This is a genomic window from Mesorhizobium sp. M7A.F.Ca.US.011.01.1.1 (assembly GCF_003998295.1).
Taxonomy (GTDB): Bacteria; Pseudomonadota; Alphaproteobacteria; order Rhizobiales; family Rhizobiaceae; genus Mesorhizobium.
This window is the reverse complement of record NZ_RZRT01000007.1, coordinates 109,631-130,468: the sequence shown is the minus strand read 5'-3', so window position 1 is coordinate 130,468 and position 20,838 is coordinate 109,631. Positions and strand designations below refer to the sequence as shown.

General features: G+C 63.3%; 21 protein-coding genes. 6 read left to right on the top strand and 15 right to left on the bottom strand.

Annotated elements, in window-relative coordinates:
• Positions 1 to 171: 171 nt before the first annotated feature.
• Positions 172 to 1,725 (bottom strand): Do family serine endopeptidase, encoded by a 1,554-nt coding sequence (locus tag EOA13_RS11435; RefSeq protein WP_127292593.1) that lies wholly within the window; start codon positions 1,723 to 1,725, stop codon positions 172 to 174.
• A 196-nt stretch (positions 1,726 to 1,921) separates the two neighbouring features.
• Between EOA13_RS11435 and EOA13_RS11430 the strand changes: the two genes are divergently transcribed.
• Positions 1,922 to 2,191, top strand: coding sequence for a CopG family ribbon-helix-helix protein (locus EOA13_RS11430; RefSeq protein ID WP_127292590.1), 270 nt, complete (start codon positions 1,922 to 1,924; stop codon positions 2,189 to 2,191).
• Positions 2,188 to 2,496, top strand: a complete 309-nt coding sequence (locus EOA13_RS11425; RefSeq protein ID WP_127292587.1) for a type II toxin-antitoxin system RelE/ParE family toxin — start codon at positions 2,188 to 2,190, stop codon at positions 2,494 to 2,496. Before EOA13_RS11430 ends, EOA13_RS11425 begins: the two co-directional genes overlap by 4 nt.
• Here EOA13_RS11425 and EOA13_RS11420 read toward each other — a convergent pair.
• The 9 genes from EOA13_RS11420 to EOA13_RS11380 form a co-directional block, all read right to left on the bottom strand.
• Positions 2,493 to 2,957 (bottom strand): cytochrome c-type biogenesis protein, encoded by a 465-nt coding sequence (locus tag EOA13_RS11420; protein ID WP_127292585.1) that lies wholly within the window; start codon positions 2,955 to 2,957, stop codon positions 2,493 to 2,495. The genes EOA13_RS11425 and EOA13_RS11420 overlap by 4 nt on opposite strands.
• Positions 2,954 to 4,945, bottom strand: a complete 1,992-nt coding sequence (locus EOA13_RS11415) for a heme lyase CcmF/NrfE family subunit (protein ID WP_127292582.1) — start codon at positions 4,943 to 4,945, stop codon at positions 2,954 to 2,956. The genes EOA13_RS11420 and EOA13_RS11415 overlap by 4 nt, the downstream gene beginning before the upstream one ends.
• Positions 4,946 to 4,977: 32 nt before the next feature.
• Positions 4,978 to 5,421, bottom strand: coding sequence for a cytochrome c maturation protein CcmE (gene ccmE / locus EOA13_RS11410; protein ID WP_127292579.1), 444 nt, complete (start codon positions 5,419 to 5,421; stop codon positions 4,978 to 4,980).
• Between the two features lie 8 nt (positions 5,422 to 5,429).
• Positions 5,430 to 6,569, bottom strand: a complete 1,140-nt coding sequence (ccmI, locus tag EOA13_RS11405; protein ID WP_127292577.1) for a c-type cytochrome biogenesis protein CcmI — start codon at positions 6,567 to 6,569, stop codon at positions 5,430 to 5,432.
• Between the two features lie 93 nt (positions 6,570 to 6,662).
• A complete protein-coding gene (locus tag EOA13_RS11400; protein ID WP_127292574.1) occupies positions 6,663 to 7,100 on the bottom strand; it encodes a hypothetical protein in 438 nt (145 codons plus the stop codon).
• Positions 7,101 to 7,286: 186 nt separating this feature from the next.
• Positions 7,287 to 8,720: an ATP-binding protein gene (locus EOA13_RS11395; protein ID WP_127292571.1), complete on the bottom strand. Its 1,434-nt coding sequence runs from the start codon at positions 8,718 to 8,720 to the stop codon at positions 7,287 to 7,289.
• Positions 8,704 to 9,369, bottom strand: coding sequence for a response regulator transcription factor (locus EOA13_RS11390; RefSeq protein WP_127292569.1), 666 nt, complete (start codon positions 9,367 to 9,369; stop codon positions 8,704 to 8,706). The genes EOA13_RS11395 and EOA13_RS11390 overlap by 17 nt, the downstream gene beginning before the upstream one ends.
• A 118-nt stretch (positions 9,370 to 9,487) precedes the next feature.
• Complete coding sequence (locus tag EOA13_RS11385) at positions 9,488 to 9,790, bottom strand: hypothetical protein (protein WP_127257297.1); 303 nt, start codon at positions 9,788 to 9,790, stop codon at positions 9,488 to 9,490.
• A 175-nt stretch (positions 9,791 to 9,965) separates the two neighbouring features.
• Complete coding sequence (locus EOA13_RS11380) at positions 9,966 to 10,373, bottom strand: DUF3168 domain-containing protein (protein WP_127292567.1); 408 nt, start codon at positions 10,371 to 10,373, stop codon at positions 9,966 to 9,968.
• A gap of 294 nt (positions 10,374 to 10,667) precedes the next feature.
• On the opposite strand from EOA13_RS11380, the gene EOA13_RS11375 reads away from it, so the two are divergent.
• A complete protein-coding gene (locus EOA13_RS11375) occupies positions 10,668 to 11,456 on the top strand; it encodes a fumarylacetoacetate hydrolase family protein (protein ID WP_127292564.1) in 789 nt (262 codons plus the stop codon).
• On the opposite strand, the gene EOA13_RS11370 is transcribed toward EOA13_RS11375, so the two are convergent.
• The 5 genes from EOA13_RS11370 to EOA13_RS11350 all read right to left on the bottom strand — a co-directional run bounded on the left by EOA13_RS11370 (position 11,453) and on the right by EOA13_RS11350 (position 16,408).
• Positions 11,453 to 12,256 carry an ABC transporter permease gene (locus EOA13_RS11370; protein WP_127292562.1) on the bottom strand — a complete coding sequence of 268 codons (804 nt, stop codon included), beginning with the start codon at positions 12,254 to 12,256 and terminating at the stop codon, positions 11,453 to 11,455. The genes EOA13_RS11375 and EOA13_RS11370 overlap by 4 nt on opposite strands.
• Positions 12,256 to 13,089: an ABC transporter permease gene (locus EOA13_RS11365; protein WP_127292559.1), complete on the bottom strand. Its 834-nt coding sequence runs from the start codon at positions 13,087 to 13,089 to the stop codon at positions 12,256 to 12,258. The genes EOA13_RS11370 and EOA13_RS11365 overlap by 1 nt, the downstream gene beginning before the upstream one ends.
• A 25-nt stretch (positions 13,090 to 13,114) precedes the next feature.
• Positions 13,115 to 14,230: an ABC transporter substrate-binding protein gene (locus tag EOA13_RS11360; RefSeq protein WP_127292556.1), complete on the bottom strand. Its 1,116-nt coding sequence runs from the start codon at positions 14,228 to 14,230 to the stop codon at positions 13,115 to 13,117.
• A 67-nt stretch (positions 14,231 to 14,297) separates the two neighbouring features.
• The gene (locus EOA13_RS11355) at positions 14,298 to 15,392 is read right to left on the bottom strand and encodes an ABC transporter ATP-binding protein (RefSeq protein WP_127292554.1); all 1,095 of its coding nucleotides are present in this window, start codon (positions 15,390 to 15,392) and stop codon (positions 14,298 to 14,300) included.
• 119 nt (positions 15,393 to 15,511) lie between these two features.
• Positions 15,512 to 16,408 (bottom strand): LysR substrate-binding domain-containing protein, encoded by an 897-nt coding sequence (locus tag EOA13_RS11350; RefSeq protein WP_127292551.1) that lies wholly within the window; start codon positions 16,406 to 16,408, stop codon positions 15,512 to 15,514.
• An 84-nt stretch (positions 16,409 to 16,492) separates the two neighbouring features.
• Here EOA13_RS11350 and EOA13_RS11345 point away from each other — a divergent pair, with 84 nt between their 5' ends.
• The 3 genes from EOA13_RS11345 (at position 16,493) to EOA13_RS11335 (ending at position 20,720) form a co-directional block, all read left to right on the top strand.
• A complete protein-coding gene (locus tag EOA13_RS11345; protein ID WP_206535273.1) occupies positions 16,493 to 18,112 on the top strand; it encodes an amidohydrolase in 1,620 nt (539 codons plus the stop codon).
• Entirely contained in the window at positions 18,109 to 19,041 is a 933-nt protein-coding gene (locus EOA13_RS11340; protein ID WP_127292545.1) for a dimethylarginine dimethylaminohydrolase family protein, read from the top strand. Before EOA13_RS11345 ends, EOA13_RS11340 begins: the two co-directional genes overlap by 4 nt.
• 239 nt (positions 19,042 to 19,280) lie before the next feature.
• Positions 19,281 to 20,720 (top strand): FAD-binding oxidoreductase, encoded by a 1,440-nt coding sequence (locus EOA13_RS11335; RefSeq protein ID WP_127292543.1) that lies wholly within the window; start codon positions 19,281 to 19,283, stop codon positions 20,718 to 20,720.
• The last annotated feature ends 118 nt before the right edge of the window (positions 20,721 to 20,838 follow it).

The following is a 20,838-nucleotide window of genomic DNA, read 5'->3' as shown; positions in this document are numbered from 1 at the left end:
GGGAAGCCCGCTGCCGCCGGGGGAAGGCGCGATGACTGACTAACGCGCGCTCCTCCATGCTTTCCCGTACGGCGGCTCGGGGTGTTGAAACTGCCGCACTGGAAAAGTCCAACCTGCCGCCGGAACGCCCTCACCCACCTGGAAAGGCCGAGAGAACGCTCCGGGACGACCTCAGCCCTTGGCGACGGGCAGCGCGACGAAACGATTGGTGTCGTCGCGGGTGATCTGCATCAGCACTGCCTTGCGGCCGGATTTGACTGCATCGGTCATCGCCTTGGTGACGTCGTCGGTGCCGTTCACTTCGGTCGAATTGACCGATGTGATGACGTCGCCCGGCTGGATACCGCGATCGGCGGCATCGCTGTCGGGATCGACATCGGTCACCACCAGTCCCTTGCCGTTTTCAGACTTGGTAACGGTCAGGCCGAGATCGGCCAGCGTGTCGGGCTTGGCCGGGGCGGCGGGCTGCTGCTGGTCGACAGAGGCCTGCTTGTCGTTCGAGGGCAGTTTGCCGAGATCGACCTTGACCGTCTGGCTCTTGCCGTCGCGCCACACGGTGACGTCGACCGACTTGCCAGGCGAATAGGCGCCGATCAGCCGGGCCAGTTCCTTCGGCGAAGCGACATCCTTGCCGTCGACCTGGGTGATCACGTCACCGGCCGTGATGCCCGCCTTCTTGCCGGGACCATCGTCCTGGGCACTGGAAACCAGTGCGCCGTTGTTGGACTTCAGACCAAGCGACTCAGCGATGTCGGAGGTGACCGGCTGGATTTCCACACCGAGCCAGCCGCGCTGCACGGAACCGCTCTTCATCAGGTCCTGAACGACCTGCTTGGCGGTCGAAGCGGGAATGTCGAAGGCGATGCCGACGCTGCCGCCTGACGGCGAGAAGATCGCGGTGTTGATGCCGACGACCTGGCCGTTGAGGTTGAAGGTCGGACCGCCAGAATTGCCGCGGTTGACCGATGCGTCGATCTGGATGAAGTCGTCATAAGGGCCAGCGCCGATGTCACGGCCGCGGGCGGAGACGATGCCGGCGGTGACGGTTCCACCAAGGCCGAACGGATTGCCGACGGCCACCACCCAGTCGCCGACGCGAACCTTGGAGTCATCGGCGAAGTCGACATAGGTAAACTTGCCGACGCCGTCGACCTTAAGCACGGCGAGATCGGTGCGCGGGTCGGTGCCGATCAGCTTGGCGTCGAGCTCCTTGCCGTCATGCATCACCACGGTGAAGGCCGAGCCTTCCGAAACAACGTGGTTGTTGGTGACGAGATAGCCGTCATCCGAGATGAAGAAGCCAGACCCTTGAGCAACCGGCCGCGGCTGGTCGTTGTTGCGGTCGCGGTGGCTGAAGCGCCTGTTGCCGCCACCCTGGCCGTCCTGGTCACCAAAGCCACGGAATTCCTTGAAGAAGCGGCGCAGCTGTGGATTGTTGGGCAGGTTGTTCATGCCATCCTGGTCGTCGGACGGGTCGGAGCCATCATCGGCGGCCGGGCTGATCTTGGCCTTGACCTTGACGCTAACAACGGCGGGAGAAACGCGCTCGACAACATCGGCGAAGCCCGGCACCTGCGGCGCCTCGACACGCACGGCATCGGCCAGAACAGGGCTGGTTCCGCTGGTCAGCGCGCCGACACCGATCGCACCGGCCACGGCGACAGACGCGACGGCAGCCATGAGACGCTTGCGGGTGACGGAATATGAATTGGGGGCAATATTCATGGATTTCTTATCCTCTTTCAACGGACGCTGCTTGATCGGCATCCTCAGGAAAAGAGAATTAGAGCGGCACACATTACAGCGCCATTTCCGACACATGAAACTTTGGTAATGTTTGGGAGTCAGGGGACGTACAATCCCCTTGGCTGCCATGTCCGATGTGCTATCTTGTACACAACTCAGCACAAGGCTTTCATAAATGACAGCAAGCACCACCATGACCATCCGGGTCTCTCCCGAAACCAAGCTGAAGCTGGAGCGGATCGCCACCGACACCCGGCGTAGCAAATCGTTCCTCGCCGCCGAGGCGGTCTCGGCCTACGTCGATCGCGAACTCGATATTATTGAAGGCATCAAACGCGGCATTGAAGATGCGGCTGCTGGCCGTGTCGTGCCTCACGACGATGCGATGGCGGAAATCGACGCGGTCATCGAATCGGCGGAAGCCAGGCGCTTGGGCAAGGCGTGAAGCGGTTCGTCGCCTGGTCGCGAGAAGCGCTGGACGATTTTAAGCAGCAAGTTGCCTTTATCGCTCAGGACAATCCTGCTGCCGCCCGACGCCTGGCGGATCGTATTCGTGAAATGGGCCAGGGCCTTGGTGAGATGGCGACGGGCCGCCCAGGCCAAGTGACAGGCACATATGAGAAGCTCATCGACCGCCTGCCCTACATCATTGCCTATGAGTTGCGCCCGATCGCTGGCCGTCAGAGCGTCGTTATCCTGCGCATCATTCGCACGTCGCGGGACTGGCCCTCGGAGGAATGGCCGAGCTAATTGCCTAGTATCTTGTCCAGCGCCGCCTGTTCCTCAGTGGTCAACGCATTGGTTGCCAGCACGCGGCGCGACCGCGCGGTCAGCACGATGAAAATACCTCCCACCAGCAACAGCAGGACGGGCGTGCCCCATAGCAACGCATTGCGCAGGTCGAAACGCGGCTTCAGCAGCACGAACTCGCCATAGCGCGACACGACGTAATCCATCACCTGCTGGTCGGTGTCGCCGGCGACGAGGCGCTGACGCACAAGGACGCGCAGGTCGCGGGCAAGGTCGGCATCGGATTCGTCGATCGACTGGTTCTGGCAGACCATGCAGCGCAAGCCTTCCGACAGCGCCCGCGCCCGCGCCTCCAGCGTCGGATCAGGCAGCACCTCGTCAGGCTTCACCGCCAGGGCCGTGCCGGCAAAGAACAGCGCCAGCAGCAGGACAATGGAGGTCAGCGAAAGCCGCGCGTTCATGGCAGGGTCGCGGATGGCACCGCGCTCGCCTGCTTGCGCCGCCGCGACGGCGCGCCGACGCGCAGGCGCCGGTCCATCAGTGACATCGCCGCGCCCGCCATCATCATCAGGCCGCCGCCCCAGATCAACGTCACCAGCGGCTTCCACCACAAACGCACGACGACGGAACCGTCATTGCCCTCGTCGCCGAGCGAGATGTAGAGCTGCGAGAAACCAATCGTCCTGATGCCCGATTCCGTCGTCGTCATCTGCCGCACCGGATAAAACCGTTTGGCGGAGCTGATTTCGCCAACAGGGCTGCCGCTGACGCCGATCCGTTCGAAGCGGCCGAGATCCTCGCTGTAATTCGGTCCCTGGGCCGGATAAAGCCCGACGAAACGCAGCGTATGGCCGGACAGTTCGACGGTCTCACCGGCATGCATCGACAGGATCTTCTCGGTGCCGAAGCAAAGTGTGCCGACGATGCCGAGCGTGGTCAGACCGAGGCCAAGGTGAGCGAAGGCGGTGCCGAAGACCGAGCGCGGCAGGCCGAGCAAGCGCCTGACCATGATCCCCGCTGCGACATTGCCGACCCCCGATTTGACGGCGAGGTCGGTGAGCGCGCCAAGGATCAGCCAGACGGCAAGGCCAACGCCCAGGGCTGCGAACACCGAGGCGCCGTCGATGAACAAAGCGGTGACCAGCGTCGCCAGCAGCGCCGCTGCAAAGGCCACCATAAGGCGCTGCGCGACGGCGAAGACATCGCCGCGCTTCCAGGCCAGCAACGGCCCGAACGGAACCACGAGCAGCAGCGGCACCATCAGCGGTCCGAAGGTGAGATTGAAGAACGGCGCGCCGACCGAGATCTTGTCGGCTGAAAAGGCTTCGACAGCGAGCGGATAGAGTGTGCCGACGAGGACGGTCGCCGTCGCCGTCGTCAGGAACAGATTGTTGAGGACCAGCGCCCCTTCTCGGGAAATCGGTTGGAACAGACCGCCGGTCGTCAGCCGGGAAGCGCGCAGCGCAAACAGCGCCAGCGAGCCGCCGATAAACAGCGTCAGTATGCACAGGATAAACACGCCGCGCGTCGGATCGGTGGCAAAGGCGTGCACCGAGGTCAGCACGCCTGAACGCACGAGGAAGGTGCCGAGCAGCGACAGCGAAAAGGTCAGGATGGCGAGCAGCAGCGTCCAGATCTTCAGCGCCGAGCGCTTTTCCATGACGATGGCCGAATGGAGCAGCGCGGTCCCCGCCAGCCACGGCATGAAGGAGGCGTTCTCGACCGGATCCCAGAACCAGAAACCGCCCCAACCGAGCTCGTAGTAGGCCCAGTACGATCCCATGGCGATGCCGCCGGTCAGGAACATCCAGGCGACCAGCGTCCACGGCCGCACCCAGCGTGCCCAGGACGCGTCGATGCGGCCTTCGATGAGAGCGGCAACCGAGAAGGAAAAACAGATCGAGAAGCCGACATAGCCGAGATAGAGGAAAGGCGGGTGAATGGCGAGGCCGAGATCCTGCAGGATCGGGTTGAGATCGCGGCCTTCGATCGGCGCCGGATTGAGCCGGATGAACGGATTGGACGTCGCCAGGATGAACAGGAAGAAGGCGGCGCCGATGGCGCCTTGCACCGCTAGCACATTGGCGCGCAACGTCGCCGGCAGGTTGGAGCCGAAAGCGGCGACGAGCGCACCGAAAAAGGTCAGGATCAACACCCAAAGCAGCATCGAGCCTTCATGATTGCCCCAGGTTCCGGTGATCTTGTAGATCAACGGCTGCAAGGAATGCGAATTTTCCCACACGCTTGCCACCGAGAAATCGGAGCTTGCATAGGCACTCGCCAACGCTGCGAAGGACAGCGCCGTCAAGGCAAAGCCGGTCACTGCGACCGGACCGCCGACGGCCATGAGGCGCTGGTTGTTCAGGCGCGCGCCAAACAGCGGCACCACCGTCTGCACCAGCGAAAGCGCAAACGCCAGGACGAGGGCGAAATGTCCGGTTTCAACCATGCCCGTGATCCATTGTCGCTCTCCTGCCGGAGCTATTCACTCTTGTTCTCCTGCCAGACGCCCTTGGCCTTGAGGCCGTCAGCAACCTCCTTGGGCATGTAGCGCTCATCATGCTTGGCCAGCACGCTATCGGCAACAAAAACCCCGTCCGGGCCGAAAGTACCCTCGGTGATGACGCCCTGCTCTTCGCGGAAAAGGTCGGGCAGGATGCCGGTGTAGGTGACCTTGACCGATTTGTGCGTGTCGGTCACCGAAAAGCCGACCGTGGCCCCCTGTCCGCGCTGGATCGTGCCTTTTTCGACCAATCCACCCAACCGGATGCGCTGGCCAGGCTGGACGCTGGCGGTGGTGAGATCGGCCGGCATGTAGAAATAGGAGGCCTTCTGGCCAAGCGCGTAAAAAGTCAGCCCGGTCGCGGCACCCAGGAAGACCAGCCCGCCCGCGATCACCGACAATCGTTTCTGCTTGCGCGTCATGTCTTGTTCTACTCCGTCGCCGCAAGCCCAAGCGAAGCGGCAAAGGCAGTGAATTTCTTCGCCTGGTCGCTGTCGGCTCCAAAGACGGCAATGGCGCGACCGAGCGCCTCACGCGCCTGATCGGCTTTGCCGAGCACGACATAGGAACGAACGAGCCGCATCCATCCTTCCGGATCGCGCGGATTTTGCCGCAGTTTGTCGTCGAGGCCGGCAACCATCGTATTGATCATGGTCTCCCGGTCCTGCGGCGACATCGAGGATGCGGCGTCGACATCGCCGGCATCGGGACCGTTGGTGGCGCCGCCGGAAGCGACGTCGGAGCTTCCGGATTTGGCGAGCGCCTGCTCGACGGCACCGCGCCATGGCGAATCCGGCGGCAATCTGTCCAGCATCGCCTGCCATGCCGTGGTCGCTTCCTTGGCGCGACCCTCCTGCGCCAATGCCATGGCCAGGTAGAAGCTGGCCTTCGCATTGGCCGGATCGAGCTTCAGGGCTGCTTCGAAAGCATCCTGGGCATCGGCCGAGACAATGCCGCCTGCCGCGCTGGCGATCGCCTCGCCGAGACCGGCCTGGCGAACGGCGCTGTCGCCATCGAGCCGAATGGCGTTGCGATAGGCTCCTGCCGCGTCGGAAAAGCGCTGCATGCGCAGATAGACCGGTGCCAGCACGTCCCAGCCCCTGCCGTCAGTGGGATTGGCGGCCAGATGGGCTTCGGCCCGCGCCACCAGCTCGTCGACCGAACTGTCGGCGGGATTCTTGGCCAACCGCTCGCTGAGCGGTTGCGACGGCAGGTCAGGAGAGCCAAGCTTCACATAGAGCCCCCAACTGACCAGCGGCACCGCCAGCACGGCTACGGTTGCCACCAGCCTTGCCGTGATCGACGCTCGGCCAGGGTTTGCGCCGCCGGCGGTACCCGCATTGTCAAGGCGAAGGATGCGGCGAGCGATCTCGGCGCGGGCCTCGGCGGCTTCGGCCGGCTGGATCAAGCCACGCGCGGCGTCGCGGTCAAGCTCGGACAATTGGTCCCGATAGACTTCGAGATCATGTTCGCCGCTCGACGACGCGCCCTTGGCGCTGGCGGCCAGCGGCAGCAGCACCGCCAGGCTTGCACCCAGCGTGAGAATGGCGGCTATGACCCAGAACAGCATGGTTCTTCCAATACCGGCAGAGCTCTGCCGTGCCAACAGATGCATGCTGCGACGCTTTGACGACGCCAGCCGCCAATCGTCGGCAGACGGTCGTCAGGTCAGTGGCGTCCAGCTACCATCGGCGTTGCGGCAAGCGGTTCCACGCGCCGTGACCCCGGCGCCGGCGGAAAACACCGTCTGCGTGTACTGGCGGCAGTCCTGCGAACCGACGCGGTACGGCTGGGCCGGAACCACCTCGCCGTAGCGCGAAGCCTGAGCGCCCTTCCACGTCACCTTCTGGCCACTGGTCGTATATTCTAGCGCCTTGTATTCAGCCTCGAGCGCGCTGCGCTTCTCGGTCTCGCTGAGGCCGTTGCCGATCGCCCCGCTGATGAGGCCGCCGCCCATCGCCGAAATGATCGTCGTGGTCACCTTGCCGCTGGAAGGAGGTGTCGAGGCCGGTGTCACTGCCACGGCTGGACCCTTGCCGCTCAAGGTGGTGCAGCCGGAAACAGCCAGCAATGCGGAAACGAGAGCGACGCGAATCTTCATGCCAACAACCGATTTTCTTGAGTGGGAGCCTGCCATGGATGCGCCGGGGGCCGCGTCATCGGAGAAGTTGGCGTGGCCATAGTATTGATATTTGTCGGAAATTTGGCCGCTGGCCGCTGCAGGACCAATCGACAAGCCGCCCAATAACATCTCCCGTCCCTCTATGTCGATTGGCCCTAGTGAACATCACTGCAGGCTCCGCAATCGCACCACCGCCTTCAATCCGCCCATACCGGACCGTTCGAGCGCCAGAACGCCTCCATACTCGTTGACAAGGTCTGCGACAATGGCCAGCCCCAGACCTGTTCCGGGCTTTGTCTCGTCCAGACGCCGTCCTCGCTTCAGCGCCTCGCGCGCCTTGTCCTCGGGAATGCCTGGACCGTCATCCTCTATGCCGATCTCGAACAGGCCGGCCGGGTCGTCCTTGCCGGTCAAGGGCACGACCGAAACCTGCACCGCGCTCTTTGCCCATTTCATCGCGTTTTCAAGGAGATTGCCCAGCAGTTCCTCAAGGTCCTCGCGCTCGCCGGCGAAGACGATCTCGGTTGCCGGCAGCGACAGCGACAGATTTGTCTGCGGGTTGAGCTTCTGCAGAACCCGCACCATGCGCTGCACCAGCGGCATCACCGGCGTGCGGTAGACGACGCTGTCGCGTTGTGCCGCGACGCGGGCGCGCTGGAGATAGTGTTCGACCTGCTTCTGCATGGAAGCGGCCTGTTCGGCGATCAGCTGCCCCTTGGCGCCGCCGAGCGCGCGGCCCTCGTTGAGCAGTACCGCCAGCGGCGTCTTCAGCGAATGGGCGAGATTGCCGACCTGTGTTCGCGACCGCTCGACGATGCGCCTGTTGTTTTCGATCAAGGCATTGGTTTCGTTGGCAAGCGGTTCGATCTCGGCCGGGAAGCGGCCGTCGAGCCTCTGCGCGGTGCCTTCGCGCACCATGGCTAGCGCGTTCCTGACCCGGCGCAGCGGCTGCAGGCCGAGCAGGATGGCGATCGCGTTGATGGCGATCATGCCGACGCCGAACAGGCTGAGATAGGTCAGCAGGCGGCGCTGGAAGGTAGCGATTTCCTGTTCGAGTTCGCTCTGGTTGCCCATGACCCGGAAACGCGCGGCCCGGTTCTTGGCGTCGAGAACGAATTCGCTCTCGAAAACTTCGAGTTGCTCGCCGTCGATGCCTTCGGCTGCGTAGCTGCGCTGGAAGCTGGTGTTGAACGGCACCTCGGCAACGCTCGGTGACGGGATCGTCGTGGTCATCGACGACGAGTGGAGATCGCCATGCACGCCCTCCGAAGCGGGCTCGACCGACCAGTACCAGCCCGAATTCGGCTCCGAGAACCGAAGGTCGCCGAGGTCTGGCGCGCCGGTCAGCGCCCCGCTGTCGGAGATGCCGATCGAACCGATCAGGTTGAACAGATGCGCCGAAAGCAGGCTGTCGAAGCCGCGCTCGCTGGCCTGGCGGTATAGGGTGGTGATCAAGGTGAAGATGACAACGAGCGTCACGATCGCCCAGACCGTGGAAAAGGCGATGACGCGGAACGTCAGCGAACGCGGCCACAAACGCAGCGAAAGCGGCGTCCTCGCGGTTGGTTTGAGCGGTTCCGAGTTACGCCTCCGGCTCACGCATACGGTAGCCCATGCCGCGCACGGTTTCGATCATGTCGATGCCCATCTTCTTGCGCAGCCGCCCGACAAACACCTCGATGGTGTTGGAATCGCGGTCGAAATCCTGATCGTAGAGATGCTCGACCAGTTCAGTCCGCGAGACGACCTCGCCCATATGGTGCATCAGATAGGCAAGCAGGCGGAATTCGTGCGACGTCAGTTTCAGCGGCATGCCGCCGACATCGGCCTTGGAGGCCTTGGTGTCGAGGCGCAGCGGCCCGCAGGTTAGTTCGGACGAGGCATGGCCGGCAGCGCGCCGGATCAGAGCCCGTAACCTCGCCAGCACCTCCTCGATGTGGAACGGCTTGGTGACGTAGTCGTCGGCGCCGGCATCGATGCCGGAGACCTTGTCGCTCCAGCGGTCGCGCGCCGTCAGGATCAGCACCGGCATCTTGCGGCCGCCGCGTCGCCAGCGCTCCACCACGCTGATGCCGTCCATCTGCGGCAGGCCGATATCGAGCACGACGGCGTCGTAGGGTTCGGTGTCGCCAAGGAAATGGCCTTCCTCGCCGTCGAAGGCGCGGTCGACGACATAGCCGGCATCGACCAGCGCATCCGATATCTGCCGATTGAGATCCTTGTCATCTTCGACGACGAGTACACGCATGCGGAGTTCGATACCTGTTGAAGAGCTTTACCTGTTGAAGAGCTTTGTCAGATTGAAGACTGGGGCAGATATAGGCCGATTCCGGCGGCCTGGGAAACGTAGCCTAAGGTTGATTGGATCAGTTCAGCGGAACGACGATTTCGGAACGGCGCGGACGTTGTCCGTCCTTGCCCGGAACGAGCACGACGATGACACAGACCGGCTGGCCGCCGCGCGTCGACTGCGAGGCCTTGGCCAGCGTTCCGCCATTCTGTTCGGCCACCTGTTGGCCGATGGCGTAGCAATCGGACGCCGCCAGTACGATCGGACTGGCCAATTCGGGCGGCGCGATGACCGGCATCGCCATCGCCTGCGACGCGAACAGCCCGGCAGCACAAAGCGCCAGTGTCGCGGTTCGGAAGTGGGAGCGAAGCGTTTTCATGACCGGCGTTGTAACGCATCGGTGCTGAACGTGAAATGAACGGTGAACGCCGCTGAAAACATCCTCGCCACACCCCTGCAACGCGAGACAGTCAATCTGGAATTTCACCGCCTCGAACAGGTGAAATCCCGCGAAAGCCCAGTCTAGACTCCGTTTTGGCCATATTGAAAGCGCATCAGGCATTTTCCTGCGTCATCGCGCGAAAACGCAGCAGCCCGTGATGCACGAGCAGATCCTCGTCATGGCGGGCTTCGGCAAATTCCAGCGACAGTCGTGTCTGGCCGCGAGGGCCGATCACCAATGCTGCGTCGGCAAGGCGCGCCTGGATGGCGGCCATGATGGCAAGCGTTTCCGCGTCGCCATGGGCTTTCGACCAGACATGCAGCGTAATCAACTGATCGTCGGTGTTCTCGGTGCTCGTATCCCAGTCGAAAGCGGAGGTCTGGCCGCAGGTCACGTACGGAAAAGCGGCATTCTCGGCTGGCCGTTCGAGCAGTCCGGCGCCGCCCAGCAAGGCCGATAGCGATGCATCGCTTTTCAGCCTGAGAAACAGTGCCTGCTGTAAATCGCCTGGCGCGGTCATCGTCTTTTCCTCCGGTTCCTGCGCTGCCGACTATTGCTTTTCGGAAGCCTGTCCGCGTTCTGCCTGTTCTGACAGATATAGCCATTCGACGCGCGGAGGCGATGGCGATTCGTCATCGGAATGATGGATGCCGATGATCTCGAAAGGGCGACTTTGCCAACACCATCGTCCGCGGGCACCGAGCTGTGAACATGGACTCTCGATTCCTGGTCACATATTCTCGCTCCATATAGGGTCGCATGACGCAATGTTCCTTGCCGTTTTTGATCCACGAAGCCATTTCGGAAGCTGATGATGCTCGATGCAGAAAAGACCAGGGCTGCGTCTCGGTTGTTGGTAGGCCACTGGGACAAGGGCACCCGTCTCGACGCCATACCTGAGGCGTTGCGCCCACAAACACGGCTCGAAGGTTACGCCATCCAGTCGCATGTCATGGATCGCTCGGTGGCCCCACTTTTCGGCTGGAAGATTGCCGCAACCAGTCTGGCCGGACAAAGGCACATCAACGTCGACGGCCCGATGGCCGGGCGCCTGCTGGCCGAAAAAGCGGTTGAGGTTGGCGGGACCGTTTCCCTGGCGACGAGCAAGATGCGCGTGGCCGAGATCGAGTTCGCTTTCCGCTTCGGCCGCGAGCTGCCGCCTCGTCCGGCACCCTATGAAATCGCCGAGGTGATGGAAGCCGTGGCAACCTTGCACCCGGCGATCGAAATCCCGGACTCACGGTATGACTATTTCTGCGCCGTCGGGGCGCCGCAGCTCATTGCGGACAATGCCTGCGCCAATCTGTTTGTCATCGGCGAGGCCGTGGAAAACGATTGGCGCGACGTGGATCTCGCAAAACACCCGGTGGTCGCTTTCGTTTCCGGAAAGTCGCAACATGACGGATCGGGAGCGGCCGTGTTGGGCGATCCTCGCATTGCGCTCACATGGATCGTCAACGAACTGTCGGGCCTCAGCATAACGCTCCAGCCGGGACAGGTGGTGATTACAGGCACCTGCGTGACGCCGATAAGTGTCGAGGCAGGTGACGAAGTCACTGGCGATCTAGGCAGGTTTGGCCGTGTCTCTGTGCGGTTTGTTTAGGCTCCGCGCTGCCTGGCCACGAAACTGCGCACCGCCAGCACCAGAACGGTGATGATGATCAGGATCACCGAGAGCGCGGCGATCGCAGGATCGATGTTGTCGCGCAGGCCCATCCACATCAGCCTCGGCAGCGTGATGGCGTTGACCGAGGTGATGAACAGGGTGACGCCGATTTCTTCCCATGACAGCACGAAGGAGAGAAGTGCGGCGGTGACGATGCCGAACTTGATGTTGGGCATGATGATGCGGGTGGCGCGCTCCCATACAGTGGCCCCTAAGCCACGGGCGGCAAGGTCGATGCGGCGGTCGAGCTGGCTGAGCGAGACCAGCATCAGCACGGTGGCGAAGGGCACCGTCATCACCGAATGGGCCATGGCGACGCCAAGCCAGGTGTCATAGCCGAAGAACGCGCTGAAGCCCGAGATCGAGGTCAGCAGGAAGTAGAGCGTGATCGCCGAGACCACCGGCGGCACCACCATCGGCAGCAGAACGAAGCCGACCAGGGCTGCGGTAAAGCGCGGCTGGAACATCCAGACGCCAAGGCTGAAGCACAGCGCGAGCACGGTGGAAAAAACGCTGCTGACGACACCGATACGGATCGAGAGCAGGATCGATTGGAGCCAGCGCGGATCCTCGACCAGCGCCCGGTAGTGGCGCAGCGACAGTTCGCCCGATGGCATTGCCAGCATGCGGCTCGGCGTCAGGGACACCGGGATGACCGCGAGCAGCGGCATCAGCAGGAACAGCGCCACGAAGGCGGCGATGATCAGCGAGACGGGACCGGGGCGATAGGTCGGCATCAGATCAACTGCTTCGGTCTGACATAACGGAACAGCAGCGCCATCAGCGCGCCGACGAACAGCACCAGCACGACGCTGATCGCTGCACCCAGACCCCAGTCCGGGCTCTGGAAAATCCTGAGATAGATCAGTTCGGCGATCATGACGCTGCGGCCGCCGCCGAGGATCGCCGGCGTGACGAAGAAGCCGAGCGAGAAGACGAACACGATCATCGCCGCGCCGATGATGCCGGAGCGCGTCATCGGCACGAACACCGTCCAGAAGGTGCGCATGCGGCTGGAACCGAGGCCACGCGCAGCTAAAAGCACGCGGTCGTCGAGGCTGCGCATGGAAGATGCCAGCGGGAAAACGGCGAAAGGAATGAGGAAGTGCGTCATGCCGACGATGACGCCGAATTCGTTGCGCACCAACGCCAACGGTTCGGAAATGAAGCCGATCGCCTGCAGCCAGGTGTTGATCAGGCCGCGATTGGAGAGCAGCGCCACCCAGCCGAAAGCACGGGTCAGCACGGAAATCCAGAAGGGGACGAGAATGCAGAACTCGGCGATCAGGCGCTGTGCCGGGGTTCCACGCACCCAGACGACGGTGATGGCGTAGGCAGCTGCCACCGAAACGACAGTGACGACCGCCGCGATGCGCAGCGTGCGGATGAACACCGACTGCACAAGATCGTCGGTGAGCAGCGCCTCATACTGGCCGAGGCCGGGCGTCGGCAGTGTAAAGCTCCATTTGACGACGCCGAGGAACGGCCAGGCATAGGCCAGGACAAGAAACAGGAGCAGCGGCGCCATCAACAGCGCCGCGCCCATCCTGTCGGAGAGATAGGATCTCATTTCGGCCCGATTACCCCGCCCCTGATCAGGCCGAGATGATCTTGGTGTATTCGTCGAGCGCCGGCCCGTAATTCTTGGCGTACCAGTCCATGTCGAGCGCGATCTGCTTCTTCATGTTCTCGGGATCGACCGGGTTGATGCGCTTCTTGTCGGCCGGGATCAGCGCGTCTGCCGCCGGGTTTGCAGGACCTTGGCCGAGCTTGTCGAACATGACCAACTGCTTTTCAGGGTCCTGGGCACTGGCGATGAACTTCATCGCAGCGTCCTTGCCGCCGGGGTTGTTCTTGAGCACGGCCAGCGCGCCGGGCGAGATCAGGCCCTGGTCCCAGATGAACTTGATCTTGCCGCCCGAATCCTGCTCGATCAGCGAGGCGCGGGTAGACCAGACGATCGCCATCGAGGCTTCGCCATTGAGCAGCACGCTCTGGCTTTCGGCGCCGCCGCCCCAATAGGCAACGACGTTTTCCTTGAAGGCGGCGATCTTGTCATGGGCGCGCTTGAGGTCGAGCGGGTAGAGCGACGCAGGCGCGATACCGTCGGCGAGCAGCGCCGCTTCCCAGCTCGACACGCCCCATTTGTAGAGCGAGCGCTTGCCGGGGAATTTCTTCACGTCGAAGAAATCGGCCATGCCGGTCGGCGCGTCCTTGCCGTACTTCTCGGAATCATAGGCGATGACATAGGAGAAGAAATAGGTCGAGGCGGCGTATTCCCAACCAAAGCCGGGCCGCATCTTCTTCTTGTCGACGATGTTGTAATCGATCGGCTCGAGAGCCCCCTGGGCGCCGAGCGTGATGGCCGAGAACGGATCGACATCGACGAGATCCCAGGTCGGCGCGCCGCTCTTGAACTGCGCGGCGATGGCACCTTCGGTCGGACCCGAACCGTCCATCTTGACGGTGATGCCGGTGTCCTTGGTGAAGGCCTGGCCATAGGCGGCATCGTAGGCGGTGATGGCATCGCCACCCCAGTTGACCAGCACAAGTTCCTTGGCCTGCGCAAAGGCACCTGTCGAGCGCAGCAGCATCGGCGTGCCGGCCAGCACCAGTGCCGCCAACTGTGTGAACTGCCGGCGCGAGATCTCGCCGCGACCTGCCCTGGCGGACAGGCTATCGATGGCTTGTTTCTTGGTATCATGTGTCATGTCAGTTCCCCTTTTTTGTTGTTGATAGTGCCGGAAAGCGGTCTGCGATGTCTCGCCACACCGCTTGTCATTGTCCTCCATGCGGAAGAAGGAAACCCTTTTCCGCCGGCCAGGTGAGCCAGACGGAGTTACCCTTGCTCAACGCCGCGGCAGCCACCTCGTTCGGCACCGAGACCGTGACCTTGGCGCCTTGCCGCGTTGTCAGGTCGAGCCGCGTTGCCGCGCCGAGATAGGTCGAGTTGGTGGCCGTCGCGGCGATGCCATTCTCACCATCTGCCGCCTCGCCCGATATCGACATGTATTCGGGCCGGATCGCCAGGATGGCATCGCCGCGCACGAGTTCGGCCTTGCAGCCCATGCTGACCGCGCGGTCTTCGCACAGGCCGGTCGAGCCATTGCCGGCGGGCTTGACCCCCTTTAGCGGCAGCATGTTGATCTCGCCAAGGAACTCGGCGACGAAGCGGTTGTCCGGCCGGTCGTAGACCTCGTCGGGCGCTCCGACCTGCAGCAGCTTGCCATGATTGAAGATGGCGACGCGCGACGACAGCGCCAGTGCCTCGCTCTGGTCATGGGTGACGAAGACGAAGGTGGTGCCGGTCTCCTGGTGCAGCCGCTTCATTTCCGCCTGCATCTGGCCGCGCAGGCCCTTGTCGAGCGCGGAAAACGGCTCATCGAGCAACAGCACGCCAGGTTCGAACACCAGCGCACGAGCCAGCGCCACGCGCTGCTGCTGGCCGCCCGACAGTTGCGCCGGCAGTTTTTTCTCGTGGCCCTTGAGGCCGACGCGCTCGATCATCTCGCCGACACGGCGCTTGATGTCGGCGGCCGATTTCTTGCGCACCTTGAGTGGGAAGGCGATGTTGGCTTCGACGCTCATATGCGGGAACAGCGCGTAGCCCTGGAACACCATGCCGGCGGCGCGTTGCTCGGCCGGCCGGTCGGTGATGTCGACGCCGTCGCTGAGCAGCCTGCCCTCGGTCGGCGGCACGAAGCCGGCAAGGATCATCAGGAAGGTGGTCTTGCCCGAACCGGACGGCCCGAGCAGGGTCAGGAACTCGCCACGGCCGATATCGAGCGACAGATTGTCCAGCGCACGGAACGAGCCGAAGCTCTTGCCGATCCCGATTGCCTTGATCTCTGCGGCACGGCCGGGTTGCTGCATACTGCCCTTTCCCTAACGCTTGTCGAAATCGTAGGCAGGGTGCCGGTTCACCGCAACCGAATAGTTTTCGCCTGATCGGCAAATTCCATTCATCTATGGCGAGATGTCGCCACCTGCCCTCAATACGGCAGAATGCGGTTCTCCTGGAGTTTCGACCGCAGCCATCCTGCGAACTCTTCCAGAACCGGATGCGAAGCCTTGGCGTGTTCGGAGACCAGGAAATAGGAGCGCGGCGACTTGATCGCTATGTCGAACGGCCTGACCAGCCGGCCCTCGCTCAGCGCCCGCCGGCTGGTCAGTTCGTCGCCCATGGCGATGCCCTGGCCGGCAATCGCCGCCGAAAAGACGAGGTTCATGTCCGAAAAGAAGATGCCGCCCTCAATGTCGGGGTTTTCCACCTTGGACAGCGCCAGCCAGCGCGCCCAATCCTCGGTGTCATCGAGATGCAGCAGGTTGGCGCGCAGCACGTCCGACGGCCGGGAAAAACCGCCGACCTTGTTGAGCAGCGTCGGGCTGCAGAGCGGCGTGAACGAGATTTCGCAGAGCGGCTCGACCGCCCGGTTCGGCCAATTGCCAACACCAAACGCAATGAAGGCATCGGCATCGGCGTTGCTGACGTCGTCGAGCCGGCGCGGCGTCAGGATGCGCAGCGCCACGTCAGGATACATCTGCCGGAACTCGCCGATATGGGTGCACAGGAACAGCGAGGCGAAGCCGGGCGTGCAACTGACGGCGAACGAGCCGCCGACGCCGGTGCCGGCATCACGCGTCACCGCGTCACCCAGAACGGTCAGCGCCTTGCGCACGTCGCTGGCGTAGCGCTGGCCGCGCGGCGTCAGCGCCACGCCCTTGCCGATGCGTTCGAGCAGGTCGAAGCCGAGGTCGCGCTCCAGCAGGCGAAGCTGATGGCTGACAGCGCTGCGGGTCAGGTGCAACTCGTCGGCGGCGCGCCAGACGCTGCCGTGCCGGGCGAAGCTGTCGAGCGCGCGCAGCGCTTGTGTCGATGGTATTCGCAAGGAGCCTCAGGTGAACCGAATTTGCACGAACCGGGAAAACATATCACTTTTTAGCGGACCGCTTCACTGCTTTCTTCTTATGCCATGGAGAAACCGGTGGCCACCTCGGCGCAAGCAACCGCCCTTGCCTGTCTCGACGGCATCCAGCCGTTGTTGTCCGCGTGGACACGCACCATCTTCGATTACGGCGAGACCGCGTGGCGGGAGTATCAATCAGCCGCCTGGTATGTCGAGCGACTGAAACTCGAAGGCTTTTCCGTCGAAGAAGGTTCCGGCGGCATGCCGACCGCCTTCTGCGCGCATTGGACCAACGGCCCCGGCCCGACCATCGGCATGTACGCCGAATACGACGCGGTGCCGGGCAATTGCCAGGATGCCGCTACGGTCGAGCGTCCGCGCCGGGGACTTGGCAACCAGGCCGGCGGCCACACCGACCCGCATTCCGGACTGGGTATTTCGAGCCTCGGCGGGCTGCTGGCGACCAAGGCGGCGATGCAGCGCCACGGCATACCAGGCACGCTGCGCTTCACCGGCGAGCCGGCGGAAAAGGTGCGTGGGTCCAAGCCGATCCATGCCGCCAAGGGTTATTATGACGGCCTTGCCGGCATGATCTCCTTTCATCCGTTCTACATGCTGCCGCTCTGCAACACGGCGCGCTGGGACACGCATTGCGGCGCGGCCTACGCGATGATCTATCGCTTCATCTGCGACCAACCGGAGCGCTGGGCGCTGGCTGCGGGTGCCGCACCCATTCCGCAAGCACATTCGGCGGCGCGCGCGCCCGGCGCCAACGACGCATTGATGATGATGTACATGGCCTCCAAGGCTCTGCGCGATTCCATGCTGCCTCACCAGGGCGGCTGGTCGATCAGCGAGGCGATCCTGACGGCGGGGCAAGCGACCGCCGACAATTTGCCGGCGGGGCTGGCCGAGATCCAGTACATGATCCGCGTGCCGACGCTTGCCATGGCCGAGCAGGTCACCGCGGTGCTCGACCGCAATGCCGAGGCGGCGGCAGCGATGAGTGGTTGCCGCACCGAGCGGCATTGGGTGTCGAAGTCACGACCGGGACTTGCCAACCATGCCATGGCCGAGATCGCCTATGAAGCACTGTCGACGGTCGGGCCGCCGCGCTGGGACGAAGACGCCAAAGCCGTCGCGCGCGAAATACAGGTCAATGCCGGGCGCATGGCGAGCGACGAGCCGTTTATCGAAGAGCTGGAGCGCCTGATCGAGCCGCAGGCAGCGGAAGCGATCCTGCGCCGCGACCTGCCGCCCTCGCAGGTCAACTCGACCTCCGACGATTACACCGACATGAGCTGGCATACGCCGACGGCGCGCTTCTATGTCGCCCGCCCGGCGCTGCGTTCGGAAACCGGCTACCCCTATCCAGCCTGGGTGATGAATGCGCTGGGCGGTATTTCGGCCACGATAGACCCGATGGTGGCCTGCGCCTCCCGCACGATTGCGCTCGCCGCCCTTCGCCTGCTGGAAGACCAGACCGCCCGCGATGCGGCGATGAATGAATTCGTCGCCCGCACCGGCGGCGGCATCGGCGGTTCGAACTGGATCGCGCCGCTTTGCGACTACGAGCCGCCGATCGGGTTTCGCTGGCCAGAATATGTCACCACTGCGCGTGGACGCGACTGGTGGATACCGAGCAATCAGACACCCCCAAGTCACCTCACGAGGAGCACCCCATGACCGTTCATGACCGCATTGTCGCCGAGCCGTTTTCGCTGCAGCGCCGGAACCCCGCCGGCGGCACCAAGCCGCTGACCGCCTGGGGCTTCGCCAACGAGACCGACGTGCTGACCGACGTCCTGCTCGGTTCGCCCAATTTCCTGCGCCATCTGTCGACCAGCTCGCTGTCGCGAAAGCATCTGCGCGAGGCGCCCTGCAACGTCCAGATCGCCCAGGCGCAGCACAAGGACCTGGTCGCCGCCTACGAGCATTTCGGCGTCAACATCCACTGGCACGAGCCGACGCCTGAGCTGCCGATGCAGGTCTATTCCCGCGATTCCAGCGTCATGACGCCCTACGGCGCCTTCATCACCGCCATGGCCAACTGGTGGCGACGCGGCGAGAACTATGCCGCGATCCGCACCTATGAAAAGCTCGGCATCCCGATCTACGACATGGTCACGGCAGGCACGTTCGAGGGCGGCGACTTCAACGTCATCGAGGACGGCGTCGTGCTGATCGGCTGCGGCGGCGCGCGTACGCAGGAGGAAGGTGCCCGCCAGGTGCAGGCATGGTTCGACAAGGAAGGTTGGGAAACCCGCATCGCCTTCATCGACGAGTACTATGTCCATATCGACCTGATGGTGGTGCCGATCGCCGAGAAACTGACCGCTGTCTGCCTCGCCTGCACCGAACCCGGCATTGTCGACTGGTTGAAGGGCAAGGGCCACGAGATCATCGACGTGCCGTTCCAGGATACAATGGCGCTCGGCTGCAACTTCATGTCGCTGGGCAGGGACCGGGTGATCGCACCGACCTCCAGCCAGACGCTGATCGGCCAGCTCAAGGCGCGCGGTTTCGAGGTCGCGGCCGTCGACATGAGCGAGATTTCCAAGACCGGCGGCGGCATCCACTGCATGGCGCAGGCGCTGAAGCGCGAACCGGCCTGAGGAGTGGGATAGCGCTACGCTGCTTCGCTCACATTCGCATCAGCATGATCGGCATCCTGGCGGCCGAGGGTGCAAGGTCGCGCGGGCAAAACGGCTGAGATCGCCGGCTGGCGGCACCATGTGCCCGGCTTGCGAGTCGGAACGCTGCCCGATGCGAAACTTGCGCCATAGCTAATATAAGCGCACAGTAAAACCGTCTTTTGGGAGAGGACAGCTCATCTGCAAATCGGGAGGAAACCATGAACACCATGAGCCTCACCACGCTTGAACGCGGCAAAACGACAGTCGACGCCGCAGCCCTGGAAGCGTTTTCGGCACAATTGCGCGGCAAAATGCTGAGCGAAGGCGATGCCGCCTACGACGAAGCACGAACCGTCTGGAATGCCACGGTCGACCGACGGCCCGGGCTGATCGTGTGCTGCGTCGGCGCTTCCGATGTCATCAGTGCCGTGAATTTCGCCAGGGAGAACAGGCTTCTCGTCTCCGTGCGCGGCGGCGGCCACAACATTGCCGGAAGTGCGGTCTGCGATGGTGGCCTGATGATTGATCTGTCATTGATGAAATCGGTCCGGGTCGATGTCGCTGCGCGGCGGGCATGGGTCGGGCCTGGTGCGACGCTTGCCGATGTCGACAAGGAAACGCAGGCCTTCGGGCTGGTGGTACCGACCGGCATCAACTCGACCACCGGCATATCCGGCCTGACGCTGGGTGGCGGCTTCGGCTGGATCACCCGCAAATTCGGCCTGACCATCGACAATCTTGCCTCCGTCGATGTGGTCACCGCCGATGGCAAACTGCTCCGGGCCAGCCATGCCGAAAATCCGGACTTGTTCTGGGCGCTGCGCGGCGGCGGCGGCAATTTCGGCGTCGTCACGGCATTCGAGTTCGAACTCCATGAGTTTGGACCGCAAGTGCTGGCGGGGCTTGTCGTCCATCCCTTCGCCGATGCCGAAAAGGTGCTGCGGGAGTATCGCAAGGCGCTCGAGACCGCACCTGACGAGTTGACCTGCTGGGTGGTCATGCGGCAGGCGCCGCCGCTGCCCTTCCTGCCCGCGGAGTGGCATGGCAAGGAGGTTCTGGTGCTGGCCATGTGCTATTGCGGCGACATCGAGGCAGGCGAAAAGGCGACGCAAAAACTTCGAGCCATCGGCACGCCGATTGCCGATGTCGTGGGCCCCAGCCCGTTCACCGGCTGGCAGCAGGCATTCGACCCACTGCTCACGCCCGGCGCCCGCAACTACTGGAAGAGCCATGACTTCACCGAGTTTTCCGAGGAGGCGGCTGCGGTCGTCAGGGGGGCAATAGCCAGGCTGCCGGGACCCGAATGCGAGATATTTATCGGCCATGTCGGCGGCGCGGCAGGTCGCGTCAAGGCGGACGCAACGGCGTTCCCACAGCGCAGTTCGCATTTCGTCATGAACGTTCACGCCCGCTGGCGCGAACCGACGATGGACAAGGCTTGCACCGACTGGGCTCGTTCAATCTACGAGGCGGCCAAACCTTATGCCGCCGGCACCGCCTATGTGAACTTCATGCCGGAGGACGAGGTCGACCGGGTCGAAGCGGCCTATGGTGGCAACCATCGACGGCTTCTGGAAATCAAGCAGCGCTACGACCCATTGAACCTGTTCCGCATGAACCAGAATTTGCGCCCGAAAGAAAGCCTGCGAGCTGCTTGAGGCGCGCCCGTGCTGCAGTGATAAAAAAGCTCACGTCGCCGCTGGAGGCGCGGGCTTTTGCTGTCACATGCTGTTGGCGCGGGGCTGTATTCCCAGCCCGGCCCATCAGCAACAAACC